Annotated in this window: 10 protein-coding genes; 8 read left to right on the top strand and 2 right to left on the bottom strand. The window is 69.9% G+C overall.

Annotated elements, in window-relative coordinates; genetic code table 11:
• Positions 1 to 178 precede the first annotated feature (178 nt).
• The gene (locus O5I81_RS07960) at positions 179 to 2,599 is read left to right on the top strand and encodes an ATP-binding protein (RefSeq protein WP_271068412.1); all 2,421 of its coding nucleotides are present in this window, start codon (positions 179 to 181) and stop codon (positions 2,597 to 2,599) included.
• A 44-nt stretch (positions 2,600 to 2,643) separates the two neighbouring features.
• Complete coding sequence (gene alr, locus O5I81_RS07955; protein ID WP_271068411.1) at positions 2,644 to 3,702, top strand: alanine racemase; 1,059 nt, start codon at positions 2,644 to 2,646, stop codon at positions 3,700 to 3,702.
• Between the two features lie 8 nt (positions 3,703 to 3,710).
• On the opposite strand, the gene O5I81_RS07950 is transcribed toward alr, so the two are convergent.
• Positions 3,711 to 5,756: a PAS domain-containing sensor histidine kinase gene (locus O5I81_RS07950; protein WP_271068410.1), complete on the bottom strand. Its 2,046-nt coding sequence runs from the start codon at positions 5,754 to 5,756 to the stop codon at positions 3,711 to 3,713.
• Positions 5,757 to 6,016: 260 nt separating this feature from the next.
• Between O5I81_RS07950 and radA the strand changes: the two genes are divergently transcribed.
• The 4 genes from radA (at position 6,017) to O5I81_RS07930 (ending at position 11,043) form a co-directional block, all read left to right on the top strand.
• A complete protein-coding gene (radA, locus tag O5I81_RS07945) occupies positions 6,017 to 7,384 on the top strand; it encodes a DNA repair protein RadA (RefSeq protein ID WP_271068409.1) in 1,368 nt (455 codons plus the stop codon).
• A complete protein-coding gene (locus O5I81_RS07940; RefSeq protein WP_271068408.1) occupies positions 7,381 to 7,968 on the top strand; it encodes a CvpA family protein in 588 nt (195 codons plus the stop codon). The genes radA and O5I81_RS07940 overlap by 4 nt, the downstream gene beginning before the upstream one ends.
• The gene (gene purF, locus O5I81_RS07935; RefSeq protein WP_271068407.1) at positions 7,965 to 9,455 is read left to right on the top strand and encodes an amidophosphoribosyltransferase; all 1,491 of its coding nucleotides are present in this window, start codon (positions 7,965 to 7,967) and stop codon (positions 9,453 to 9,455) included. Before O5I81_RS07940 ends, purF begins: the two co-directional genes overlap by 4 nt.
• A gap of 103 nt (positions 9,456 to 9,558) precedes the next feature.
• A complete protein-coding gene (locus O5I81_RS07930; protein ID WP_271068406.1) occupies positions 9,559 to 11,043 on the top strand; it encodes a PAS domain-containing protein in 1,485 nt (494 codons plus the stop codon).
• A 67-nt stretch (positions 11,044 to 11,110) separates the two neighbouring features.
• Here O5I81_RS07930 and O5I81_RS07925 read toward each other — a convergent pair whose 3' ends face one another.
• Positions 11,111 to 11,512 carry a response regulator gene (locus O5I81_RS07925; protein WP_271068405.1) on the bottom strand — a complete coding sequence of 134 codons (402 nt, stop codon included), beginning with the start codon at positions 11,510 to 11,512 and terminating at the stop codon, positions 11,111 to 11,113.
• A 128-nt stretch (positions 11,513 to 11,640) separates the two neighbouring features.
• Between O5I81_RS07925 and O5I81_RS07920 the strand changes: the two genes are divergently transcribed.
• Together O5I81_RS07920 and O5I81_RS07915 are read left to right on the top strand one after the other, a co-directional pair.
• Positions 11,641 to 12,603, top strand: a complete 963-nt coding sequence (locus O5I81_RS07920) for a bile acid:sodium symporter family protein (protein ID WP_271068404.1) — start codon at positions 11,641 to 11,643, stop codon at positions 12,601 to 12,603.
• Between the two features lie 31 nt (positions 12,604 to 12,634).
• Entirely contained in the window at positions 12,635 to 13,354 is a 720-nt protein-coding gene (locus O5I81_RS07915) for an SDR family NAD(P)-dependent oxidoreductase (protein ID WP_271068403.1), read from the top strand.
• Position 13,355: the final 1 nt, after the last annotated feature.

The following is a 13,355-nucleotide window of genomic DNA, read 5'->3' as shown; positions in this document are numbered from 1 at the left end:
GCGGCGAACTGACTCAAGGCGTTGATCAGGCCTTAACGCGAGGACTCGCGGCGCCTACCATGCCCCTCTGGGGTGAATCGGCGTTTGGGGATTTTCGGGTTTGGCACGCGGGCAAAGGGCAGGATCGGGGGACCCCGCCTTCGCGGCAGGGTCGCCGCGTGGCCGCTCCCAGCCCTTGATGCGCGTCGGCATCCTGGCCGCCCTGTTCCTGCTGGCCGTCTACACCGCCTTCGGGGTGATGAAGCTCAACAACGGCTGGACCAGCACCCCGGCCCAGGTCGGCCCCGCCGCCATCGCCGCCCTGCTGGCCGGCCGGGTCGATGGCGCGCTGTCCACCCAGCAGGCCGGCCTCGCCGCCGGGGCCGAGCTGCTCCGCCGCGCCCCCGACAGCCCCATAGAAGCCAGTGAACTGGCCTTGCGTATCGCCGGCCCCACGGCCGGCGCCGTGGCCGTGGTGCAGGACGACATCGTCCTATCCAGCGCCGGCGCCCTGACCACCCCCGATTTCAAGGGCGCGGCCCGCGCGGCCGAGGCGGCGGGCATCGCTGTCTGGACCGGATCGGCGCCAGGAGATCGGGGCCGCATCTACGTCGCCCGCTCGCAGGCGACCCCCGGCGGCAAGGCCTGGCTGATCATCGCCTCCGATCCGGTCAGGATCGCCGGCACGGGCCTGACCCGGACCTCCGCCCTCGCCTTCCTCGACGGCCGGGTCGCCGCCTCCGTCGGCCCGGGCGTGGCCGGCGCGACCACCCTGCAGGACGCCTTCGGACTGCAGCTCAAGGCCCTGCGCACCGATGTGCTGCTGCGCGGCCAGCTGTCGGACGGCAAAGCCCTCGACGTCGCCGTGCGCCCGGTCGGCGATGGCAGCCTGCTGGCCGTGGCCGCCGACCGGGTCGAAGGCATCATGAGCGTCGATGCCGAGCGGATGGACGGCCTCGTCTCTCTGCTCGTGCCCCTGGCCGTCGGCATCGCCCTGGCCCTGCTGCTGCTCATGCAGGGCCGGCGGACACAGGCGGTCCAGCTGGCCATGGTCGCCAGCGAGGAGCGCTTCCGACTGGCCGTCGAGGCCGCTCGCTGCGGCATCTGGGAATGGGATCTGGAGCATGATCGGGTGTTCATGTCCGAGGTCACCGGGGTGATGTTCGGCTGGGGCGGGGCCGGGGTCGCCAGCGGCCAGGAAGTTCTCGAACGCGTCGCCCCCGATCACCGCGAGCGGGTCCGCCAGGCCCTGGCCCATGCCGCCGCCTACGGCGCCTTCGACGTCTCCTTCCGGGTGCCGGGGAGCGAGGGCCGCCGCTCGCTGTGGATCGACGCCCGCGGCCAGGGCGCCGCCGGCCCGGCCGTCCAGGAGCACAGCCGCATCATCGGCGTGGCGCTGGACGTCACCGAGGAGCGCATCGCCCAGGCCCGGGCCCAGGCCGCCGAGAACCGCCTGCGCGACGCCATCGAGAGCGTCTCCGAGGCCTTCGTCCTCTGGGACCGCAACGGTCGACTGCTGCTCTGCAACCGCAACTATCGCAGCACCTTCAACCTTGAGCCCAAACTGTTGAAGCCCGGCGCAGCGCGCGACCAGGTCAACCGTTTCGCCCAGTTGGCCATCAAGCAGGAGCATCCCTCGCCGCACGGAGCCAAGGGTGAGCGCGAGGCCGAGCTGATGGACGGCCGCTGGGTGCAGATCAGCGAGCGCCGCACGGCCGAAGGCGGCCTGGTCATGACCGCCGCCGACATCACGGCGGTCAAGCTGCAGGAAGAGGCGCGGCGCCTCAACGAGGAGCAGCTGCAGAACGCCGTGGCCGGCCTGGAGCGCAGCCAGGAACAGCTGGCCGAACTGGCCCGCAAGTACGAGGCCGAGAAGGTCCGGGCCGAGGGCGCCAACAAGGCCAAGAGCGAGTTCCTGGCCAACATGAGCCACGAGCTGCGCACGCCGCTCAACGCCATCAACGGCTTCTCCGAGATCATGGTGGCGGAGATGTACGGGCCGATGGGCGACGGCCGCTACAAGGACTACGCCAACGACATCCACAACAGCGGCCAGCACCTGCTGGCCCTGATCAACGACATCCTCGACATGTCGAAGATCGAGGCCGGCAAGATGAACCTCAAGTTCGAGCCGATCAGCCTGGAGGACGTCACCGAGGACGCCGTGCGGCTGGTCCGCAACCGGGCCGAGGCGGCGGGGCTGGAGGTGGGCATCGAGTTCCCGCACCTGCCCGAGGTCGAGGGCGACTACCGGGCCATCAAGCAGGTGCTGCTCAACCTGCTGTCCAACGCCATCAAGTTCACCCCGCGCGGCGGCCGGGTCACCGTCCGGGCCGAGCCGCGCCGCGACGTGCTGGGCGAGCGCATCCGGGTTTCGGTCACCGACACCGGCATCGGTATCAGCCGCGAGGACCTGGCGCGCCTGGCCCAGCCGTTCGAGCAAGTCGAGAGCCAGCATTCCAAGACCACGCAGGGCACCGGCCTCGGCCTGGCGCTGACCAAGAGCCTCGTCGAGCTGCACGAGGGCAGCCTGGAGATGGACTCGGCGCCGGGCGAAGGAACCACGGTCAGCTTCAGCCTGCCGATCCGCCAGGGCGGTCTCGCGGCGCAGGTTGCTTGAGGGGCGGGTGGCGTAAATTCGCCGCCTCGTCTAAGCCCCAGCCAATGCCCGCCGACGCCGCCCGCCTGACCATCGACCTGGACGCCATCGCGGCCAACTACCGCCTGCTGCGCGATATGGCCGGCGGGGCCGAGACCGCCCCGGTGGTCAAGGCCGACGGCTATGGCATGGGGGCGGGCCAGACCGCACTGCGCCTGTGGGCCGAGGGGGCCAGGACCTTCTATGTCGCCCGCCTGGCCGAGGGCGAGGCCCTGCGCCGGGCGCTGGGCGATCGGGCCGCGAGCATCCTGGTGTTCGACGGCTGTCCGGACGGCGCGGCCGGCCGCCTGCGGGCCGCCGGCCTGATCCCGGTGCTCAACAGCGGCGAGCAGATCGCCGCCTGGGCCGATGCCGGTCCCTGCGCCCTGCATGTCGACACCGGCATGAACCGCCTGGGCCTGACCCTGGCCGAGGCGGCCGAGGTGGCGGCGACGGGCGGTCTTCGGATCGATCTCCTCCTCAGTCATCTGGCCTGCGCGTCCCAGCCCGGCCATCCGCTCAACGACCGGCAGCAGCAGCGCTTCACCGCTGTGCGCCGCCTGTTCCCGAAGGCCCGCGCCAGCCTGGCCAGTTCGGGTGGCGTCTTCCTGGGCGCCGACTACCACTTCGACCAGGTCCGTCCCGGCGTCAGCCTCTATGGCGGCGGCCCGCACGATGGCCACGAGCCGCGGCTGGCCACGGTCGCCACCCTGGAAGCCCCCATCCTGCAGATCCGCGACGTGCCGGAGGGCGACAGCGTCGGCTACGGCGCCGATTTCGTCGCTGGCGAGCCGCTCAAAGTGGCCATCGTCTCGGCAGGCTATGCCGATGGCTACCTGCGGGCTTCGGCTCCCGATGGCGGGGCCTGGTTCGCCGGCCGCCGCCGGCGACTGCTGGGCCGGGTATCGATGGACCTGATCGCCATCGACATCACCGGGGCGCAGGCGAAGGCGGGCGACATGGTCGAGCTGGTCGGGCCCAACCTGCTGCTGGACGAGGCGGCGAAGGCGGCCGGGGCTTCGGCCTACGAGTTCCTGGTGCGGATGGGGCGTCGGTCGCGGCGGCGCTGGGTCGGCGAGGCCTAGCGAGCGGCTCAGGCCGCCTTGGCCGAGAAGACGTCGGTCAGGGCTGCGAACAGGGTGGCCGCCGTGATCGGCTTGTCGAGGTGGCGGTCGGCGCCAGCCGCCAGGCTGGCCGAAACGTGTTCGGGCAGGGCGTTGGCGGTCAGCATGATGATCGGCAGGCGGCCCATGTTGCTGGCCTGGCCGGAGGCTTCGCGGGCCCGCTGGTGGCGGATGGCGGTCAGGCCGTCCATGACCGGCATCTGCATGTCCATCAGCACCAGGTCGAAGTCGTCGGCGGCCAGGGCGTCGAGCGCCTCCTGACCGTTCTCGACGCAGGAGACGTCGGCGGCGCCGGCCAGCATCAGTTCGATGACCCGGCGGTTGGTCGGATGGTCGTCGGCGACCAAGATGCGCATCTGCGGCGGGGCCTCGGCCTGGGCCTGCATCGCCATCGGCACATGGATGTCCTCGACCTGCGGCAGCGGCAGTTCGAACCAGAAGGTCGCCCCCTCGCCCGGCCGGCCTTCGCAGTCGAGGTGACCGCCCATCAGGGCCGCCAGCTCGCGGGAGATGGCCAGGCCCAGGCCCGTGCCGCCGTATTTGCGGGTGATGGTGTTGTCGGCCTGCTGGAAGCGGCCGAAGATCCGCTCGCGGGTGGCCTCGTCGAAGCCTTCGCCGGTGTCGCGGACCTCGAAGCGGACGCGGCCCTCGGCGCAGCGGTAGCCGGTGATCTTGACCTCGCCATGTTCGGTGAACTTGACGGCGTTGCTGACCAGGTTGGTGAGGATCTGGCGGACCCGGACCATGTCGCCCTCGACGCCGACATCGACTTCCGGCGACAGGTCGATGTTGAGGGCGACGCCCTTTTCGCTGGCCTTGAGCTCGCCGAGCGCGGCGGTGGCGCGGACCATTTCGCCGAGGTGGAAGGGCGCGGTCTCGATGGTGATCTGGCCGCTCTCGATGCGGGCCTGGTCGAGGATGTCGCTGAGCAGGCGCTCCAGCGTCTCGCCCGAGGCGCTGATGATGTTCACCATGTCGCGGACGCGGGGCAGCAGATCCTCGCGCTGCAGGATGTCGGCGATTGCGACGATGCCGTTCAGCGGCGTCCTGATCTCGTGGCTCATGTTGGCCAGGAAGACGCTCTTGGAAAGGGCCGCTTCCTCGGCCGCCGCCAGCGCGGCGTGCAGGGCCTCGCGGATCTCGATGCGCTCGGTGACGTCCTCTCCGACGGTGACGATATGGTGGGCGCCCTCCTCGCCGTAGGTGGCGACCTTCTTGGTGGTGAAGATGCGCTTGCCGCGGGCGGCGGTGGTGACGGTCTCTTCCTCGACGACGGTCATCTTGCCGGAGGCGATGACGGCTTGGTCCTCGTCGGAGAAAGCCCTGGCCTCCTCGGGCGGGAAGAGTTCGTGGACGTTGCGGCCGAGCAGGGCCTCGGCCTGGACCCCCAGCATTTCCTCGGCGGCGCGATTGACCAGCACATAGCGGCCGTCGCGGGCATCCTTCACCATCAGGATGGCGGGCAGCATCTGAACGATGGCGTCGAAGAATTCCTGGCGGGCGATGGCGTCGTCGCGCGCCTTGGCGAGGGCGGTGATCACCGTCTCGGCCTCGCGGGTGGCCTCGGCCTGTTCGCGCAGCGCGCCGGTCATGTCGGCGGCGCCGTCAAGCGGCGAGACGTTGGCCGGGTCGAGGCCTGACGCCAGCTGCTCCTCGCAGGCCGCCTGGGCGGTCAGGAACATCACCCGGCCGCCCGGCTGGATCGAGATGGCGCCGCGCAGCCTGAGACCCGGGTCGGTTCGGGAGTGCAGGATGACGCTGGTGCGGTCGAGGGCCGCCAGATCGGCGAAGCTGGTGACATGGGCCGCCGCCTCGATGATGAAGGCCTCGGTCAGCACGGCGCCGGCGATGCGCGGGGCAAGGACCAGCAGGCGCGGCGCGGGCGCCTGGATCGACAGGTCCTCGCGGACCTCGAAGCGGCAGGGAAACAGGAAGTCGAGAGTCGCGGCGTCGAAGGCGCATCCGCTCAGCGCGGGCGCCTCCGCATCCACGGAGCCTGGGTTCAGGCTGTCCATTCCGGAAACCCCCAACACAAACTGAAGTTGATACCGGGGACACTTAAGAAACCGTATCGGCGAGTGGTCGCGAGGCCTTTGGGCGTAAGGGATTGCGCGGAGGGGACGTGTTCGCCGCGCAGGGTGCTTGCCGGACTTCGCCAGCCGCGAGCGCGACGAACACGCCCCCAGCCAAGCTTGAACAAAACCGGAACATGCCATAGGGTCGGACCCCGGGCGCAGGACGCGCTATCCTTCCATCATCCCGAATCGGAAACGCCATGGCCCGCGACGGCGCCCTTTATGTCTGCCAGTCCTGCGGTGGGGTTTCGCCCAAGTGGCAGGGGCAGTGCCCGGCCTGTGGGACCTGGAACAGTCTGGTCGAGGAGCTGACCAGCAAACTGCCGGGGGCGCTGGCGCCGTCGAAGAGCGCCCGTCGGGGCGGTCTGGTCTTCGAGGGGCTGGAAAGCGACACCCCCTCCCCGCCCAGGATCATCACCGGCGTCGATGAGTTCGACCGGGTGTGCGGCGGCGGCGTGGTGCCGGGATCGGCCATCCTGGTCGGCGGCGATCCGGGGGTGGGGAAATCGACGCTGCTGCTGCAGGTGGTGGCCCAGGCTTCCCTGAGGGGGGCGCGGTGCGCCTACATCTCCGGCGAAGAGGCCGTCGAACAGGTGCGCGGCCGGGCCGGGCGGATGGGGCTGGCCCAGGCGCCGGTCAAGCTGGCGGCCGAGACCTCGCTGCGGGACATCCTCGAGGGCCTGAAGAAGGAGCCGTTCGACCTCGTGGTCATCGATTCCATCCAGACCATGTGGTCCGACGCCCATGAGGCGGGGCCCGGTTCGGTGACCCAGGTACGATCCTGCGCCCAGGAACTGGTGCGGTTCGCCAAGAAGAAGGGGGTGGCGGTCATCCTGGTCGGCCACGTCACCAAGGACGGCCAGATCGCCGGGCCGCGGGTGGTCGAGCATCTGGTCGATGCGGTGCTCAGCTTCGAGGGCGAGCGCGGCTATCCCTTCCGCGTGCTGCGCGGGGCCAAGAACCGCTTCGGGGCGACCGACGAGATCGGCGTCTTCGAGATGGGCGACATCGGCCTGAGCGAGGTGAAGAACCCCTCGGCGCTGTTCCTGCACGACGGGGCCGAGCGCTCGGCCGGGGCGGCGGTGTTCGCCGGCATCGAGGGCAGTCGACCTGTGCTGGTCGAATTCCAGGCCCTGGTGGCCCCCAGTTCGGGCGGCAATCCGCGCCGGGCGGTGGTCGGATGGGATTCCGGGCGCCTGGCCATGGTGCTTGCCGTGCTTGAGTCGCGATGCGGCCTTGGTTTTGGCAACCGGGACGTCTATCTGAACGTCGCCGGGGGGCTGAGGATCAGCGAACCGGCGGCCGACCTGGCCGCGGCCGCGGCCTTGGCCTCCTCCGCACTGGATGAACCCCTGCCGCAGGACTGCGTGGTGTTTGGCGAAATCAGCCTTTCCGGCGACGTGAGGCCCGTGGGCCGCATGGAATCACGCCTGAAGGAAGCGGCCAAGCTGGGCTTCGGCCGCGCCCTGGCCCCGAACGGGGCCGGCGACTCCCTGCCCGTCACCGGCGTGTCGCGGCTGGCTGAGGCCATCGACCGCATCGGCCAGCAGAGATGGACCACCCCTTGACCCTGTTCGACGTCCTGGCTGGCCTGCTGCTGATCGTCAGCGCCCTCACCGCCTTCATGCGCGGCGCCACCCGGGAACTGACAGGGATGCTGGCGTTCGTCATCGCCGCCCTGATCGCCATTGTCTGCCTGCGCTTCACCGCCCCGGTGCTGCGCGGCATGATGAGTCCCGACTGGGCGGCGGTGACCGCCGCCCTGCTGATTGTTTTCGTCGTTGTTTTCCTGATCCTGAAGATCGTTTCCAGCCAGATCACCAGCCGGGTGCAGAGCGCCGGGGCGCTGGGCACGATCGACCGGGTGATCGGCGCGGCGTTCGGTCTCATCCGGGCGATGGTGATATTGGGCGCCTTCACCCTACTTGTGCAGATGGCCGGCGCCGAGAACGGCCCGCCCAAATGGGTGTCGGAGGCCAGGCTCTATCCCCTGACCGTCGCGGCCGGAAAGGTGCTGAAAGCCTTCGCACCCAGCGCCTTCGCGGCCGCCGGCAAGGTCGCCCCGGCGGTTAAGGATGCGGTCCGCGACGGAGCGGGCTATAGCGACGACGAACGCAAGGCGATGGACGACGCCGTGGAGAAGAGCCGATGACCCCCTCGAGCCCCGTCTGGAACCCGGCCGATCACCGCGACCCCGACGACGACCAACTGCGCCTCGAATGCGGGGTGTTCGGCGTCTATGGCGTGGCCGAGGCCTCGGCGGTCGCGGCGCTCGGCCTGCACGCCCTGCAGCACCGGGGCCAGGAGGCCTGTGGCATCGCCGCCTTCGACGGCGAACGCTTCTATACCGAGCGCCACGTCGGGCGGGTCGGCGACGCCTTCACCGGCCAGGATCTCGTCGAGCGGCTGCCCGGCAAGTGCGCCATCGGCCATACCCGCTATTCCACGGCCGGCGGCAGCGCCTTCCGCAACGTGCAGCCGATGTTCGCCGACCTGGAGGCCGGCGGCGTCGCCCTGGCCCACAACGGCAACCTGACCAACTTTCACACCCTGCGCGACCGCCTGGTCAGCGACGGGGCCATCTTCCAGTCGACCAGCGACAGCGAGGTCATCCTCCACCTGCTGGCCCGCAGCCGGAAGGCGCGCTTCGTCGACCGCTTCATCGACGCCATCAGCCAGATCGAAGGCGGCTACGCCCTGATCGCCCTGACCAACAAAAAGCTGATCGGGGTGCGTGACCCGCTGGGCATCCGGCCGCTGGTGCTGGGCGACCTGGCCGGCAAGCCGGTCTTGGCCTCCGAGACCTGCGCGCTGGACATGATCGGCGCCCGCTTCGTGCGCGACATCCAGCACGGCGAGATGGTCATCATCGACGACACCGGCATCGAGTCCCTGCGGCCCTTCCCGGCGGTGCGCGCCCGGCCCTGCGTCTTCGAACTGGTCTACTTCGCCCGACCCGACAGCGTCGTCGACGGCCGCTCGGTCTATGACGTGCGCAAGAAGATGGGCGCCCGCCTGGCCATCGAAAGCGGCCCGGACGCCGACGTCGTGGTGCCGGTGCCCGACAGCGGCGTGCCGGCGGCGATCGGCTATTCCCAGCAGAGCGGCGTGCCCTTCGAGATGGGCATCATCCGCAACCACTATGTCGGCCGCACCTTCATCCAGCCGACGCAAGGGGTGCGGGAGCTGGGCGTGCGCATGAAGCACAGCCCCAATCGCGCCGTCATCGAAGGCAAGCGGGTGGTGTTGATCGACGATTCTATCGTGCGGGGCACCACCAGCCGCAAGATCGTTCGCATGGTCCGCGAGGCCGGCGCCAGGGAGGTGCACCTGCGCAGCGCCTCGCCGCCGATCAAATGGCCGGACTTCTACGGCATCGACATGCCGGAGCGGGACAAGCTGCTGGCGGCGACCCAATCGCTGGAAGAGATGGCCAGGTTCCTGGAAGTGGATTCGCTGGGCTTCCTCAGCGTCGAGGGCCTGTACGAGGCGCTCGGCGTCGGAGCACGCGACCCGGTCAACCCGCAGTTCACCGACCACTATTTCACCGGTGACTACCCCACCCGCCTGACTGATCGCGAGCTGGCGCAGGCCGACGCCGACGGCGGCCGCCAGCTGTCGTTCCTGGTCAGCGCCTAGCGCACAGGGCCCGCGACAAAAGTTCCATCAAGGGAACTCCGGCACGCAACCTCGGGCGGCCCAGCGTATTCTATCGCTTCGAGGAGACGCGCTTTGAGGCCGCATGATCGATGATCAGGACGAAATCCGGCGGCTGAACGCTTTGGACAGCTACCGGATTCTGGACACCGGTCCGGAGCAGGCTTTCGACGATCTGACGGCGCTGGCCGCACAGATCTGCGAGGCGCCGGTGGCGCTCATCAGCCTCGTCGACAGGGACCGGCAGTGGTTCAAGTCGACCTGCGGTTTCGACCCGCCCCAGACCCCCCGCGACATCTCGGTCTGCACCCACGCCATCGCCCAGGACCAGCCGTTGTACCAGGTCACCGACATGGCCGAGGACCCGCGCTTCGCCGACGGGCCGTTGGTCACTGGCCCCGAGCATTTCCGCTTCTACGCCGGCGCGCTGCTCCGCAGCCAGACCGGCGAGGCGTTGGGAACCCTCTGCGTGCTGGACCGGGAGGCGCGGCCGGGCGGGCTGACGGCCGGCCAGGGCAAGGCGCTGCAGAGCCTGGCGCGGCAGGTCATGAGCCTGCTGGACCTGCGCCAGGCGCTGGCCTGGCGGGTCGAGCGCGAGACGCAGTTCCGGGCCATGGCCGACAGCATGCCGCAGATGCTCTGGTCGACGCGGCCCGACGGCCATCACGACTACTACAATGCCCGCTGGTACGAGTTCACCGGCGTGCCGGCCGGTTCGACCGATGGCGAGGGCTGGAACGGCATGTTCCATCCCGACGACCAGGCGCGGGCCTGGGCGGCCTGGCGCAGGTCGCTGGACAGCGGCGAACCCTACGAGGTCGAATACCGCCTGCGCCATCACAGCGGCGAGTACCGCTGGACCCTCGGCCGGGCCCGGGCCGTGCGGGACGCCGGCGGAGCCATCACCCGCTGGTTCGGCACCTGCACCGACATCCACGATCACAAGCGCATGGCCGAGGCGGAGACGCTGCTGAGCCGCGAGCTCAGCCACCGGATCAAGAACATCTTTTCGGTCATCTCCGGCCTGGTCGCCCTGTCGGCGCGGCGGTTTCCGGACGCGGCGGGGTTCGCCAAGGACCTGCGCGAGCGGATCGTCTCGCTCGGTCGGGCCCATGACTTCGTGCGGCCGCACGCGGTGGCCGGCCAGGCGGCGCGATCGACGCGGCTGTCGGAACTGCTGACCGAGCTGTTGAAGCCCTACGGCACCGACGACCCCGAGCGGGTGAGGATTGTCGGCGACGAGGCCGAGATCGACGACCAGGCGGCGACGCCCCTGGCGCTGATCTTCCACGAGCTGGCGACCAACGCCGCCAAGTACGGCGGCTTCTCGAAGCCCGAAGGCCGGGTGACCATCACCTGCCGGCGGACCAGGCTCGACCTGATCGTCGAATGGGCCGAGACCGGCGGCCCGCGGATCAAGGGGGCGGCGATGACCGAGGGGTTCGGCTCGACGTTGTCGAAGCTGAGCGTCGAGACGCAGCTGGGCGGCAAGCTGAGCCGCGACTGGCGACCGGAGGGCCTGGCGGTGACGTTGGCGCTGCCGCTGGCGAGCTTGAACCGCGGGAAGTAGGCCGCGCGCGTCCCCTCCCCCACCGTCGTCATCCTCGGGACAAGCCCGAGGATGACGGCGTTGAGGGCTAGTGGAACAGCTGAAGCGCCGGCGGCGGGGGCAGCAGGTTCTCGTGACGGCACAGGGCGTAGTCGAGGGCCGAGACGACCGAGGTTTCGTCGCTGGGCTTGGTCAGCAGGCCGACGACGCCGGCCGGGCGCTCATGCGAGGGCAGCGGGTGGGCGGTGAGGTAGATGACCTTGGCCGACCGATCGCGGGCCAGTTCGGCGCCGAGGCTGACGCCGGTGCGGCCGTCGCGCAGGTTCACGTCCACCAAGGCGACGTCAATCCGGCAACCAGCCGCCAACGCCCGGGCGGAGGCGGCGTCCTGGGCGATGCCCACGACCTCGAACCCACGCTCGCTCAACACGGCTTCCAGTTCCATGGCGGTGAGGATTTCATCCTCGACAATCAACACTCGGGCTGTCATCGCGACCGTATCTAACTCCTTCGACCCGGCTAACGCCCCACGACGATACAGGTTTCCGCTTTCCGTCAGGTTTCCGACAGAACGCGGATTTTCGGCCTCGAGGACACAACAGCCACCGTGAACAGCCGATGAAGAGCTTTCGCCTCGATCCCTACATGCTGGCGCTGCTGGCGGTTGTGGTGCTCGCCTCGCTGGCGCCGGCGCGGGGGGTGGCGTCCGACCTGCTGTCGCCGGTGACCAAGGGCGTCGTCGCCCTGCTGTTCTTCCTGCACGGGGCCAAGCTGTCGCGCGAGGCGGTGATCGCCGGCGTCACCCACTGGCGGCTGCACCTGGCGGTGCTGGGAGTCAGCTTCGTGCTGTTCCCGCTGCTGGGCCTGGCCATGGGCCTGATCCCAACCTCGATCCTGCCAGCGCCGCTGGCGCTCGGCCTGCTATTCCTCTGCTGCCTGCCCTCGACCGTGCAATCGTCGATCGCCTTCACCGCCCTGGCGCGCGGCAATGTCGCCGCCGCCGTCTGCGCGGCCTCGGCCTCCAACCTGCTGGGCATGGCGGTGACGCCGCTGCTGGTCGGCCTGACCATGCATGCGCAGGGGACGGGGCCCGGCCTGGAGGCCGCGACCGACATCGCCCTGCAGCTGCTGGCCCCGTTCATTGCCGGCCAGCTCCTGCGCACCTGGGTCGCGCCGGTCCTTGAACGCCAAAAGCAACTCGTCTCCTATGTCGATCGCGGCTCGATCCTGCTGGTGGTCTACGCCGCGTTCAGCCATGCCGTGGTCGAGGGAGTCTGGACGCGGGTGTCGGCGCCGGAGCTGATCGTCGTCACCCTGCTCTGCGCCGGCCTGCTGGTCCTGGTGCTGGCCCTCTCCAGCCTGCTCGGCAAGCGGCTCGGCTTTTCCATGGCCGACCGCATCGTCCTGACCTTCTGCGGCTCCAAGAAGAGTCTCGTCACCGGCGCGCCGATGGCCGCCATCCTGTTCGCGCCGGCCGTGGCCGGGGTGATGATCGTGCCGCTGATGATCTTCCACCAGCTGCAGCTGCTGGCCTGCGCCTGGCTGGCGCGGCGATACGCCGAACGGCCGGAAGAGGCGTGACTTCAAGGCCAAATCCGCTAGACAGCCGGCCATGACTCTTCCGCTCCAGGACAAGATCGCGCTGGTCACCGGCGCCACCCGCGGCATCGGCCAGGCCGCCGCCATCGCGCTGGCCCAGGCCGGCGCCCATGTCATCGCGCTCGGCCGCACACAGGGGGCCCTGGAAGCGCTCGACGACACCATCTTCACCAGCACGGGTCAGCGCGCCACGCTGGTTCCGATCGATCTGCGCCAGCCCGAAGGCCTCGATCCGCTGGGCGGCCATCTGTTCGAACGGTTCGGAAGGCTGGACATCGTGGTGCATGCCGCCGGCGTGCTGGGCGGCCTGTCGCCGACCGGCCATGTCGAGCCCAAGAGCTGGGACCAGACCATCGCGGTCAACCTCACCGCCACATGGCGGCTGATCCGCTCGTTCGAGCCGTTGCTGAGGGCCTCCGACATGGGCCGGGCCATCTTCGTGACAACCGGCCGGGTGGCCCGCCCCAAGGCCTTCTGGGCCCCCTACGCGGCCAGCAAGGCCGGCATGGAGGCGCTGGTGAAATGCTGGGGCGACGAGCTGGAGCAGACGGCCATTCGCGCCATCCTGCTGGATCCGGGCGCGGTGCGGACCCGCATGCGGGCCGAAGCCTTCCCGGGCGAGGATCCGCTGGACCTGCCGGAGCCCTCGGCGCTGGGGCCGCTCTTCGTCGAGCTGGCGCAGAAGGCAGACCTGCCGGCCATTCCCGAGACGGTGGTCTTCAAGGCGACCTGAG

This window comes from Caulobacter sp. NIBR1757, from assembly GCF_027912495.1.
Classification (GTDB): domain Bacteria; phylum Pseudomonadota; class Alphaproteobacteria; order Caulobacterales; family Caulobacteraceae; genus Caulobacter.
The sequence above is the reverse complement of the archived record's forward strand: the minus strand, read 5'-3'. Positions and strand labels throughout refer to the sequence as shown.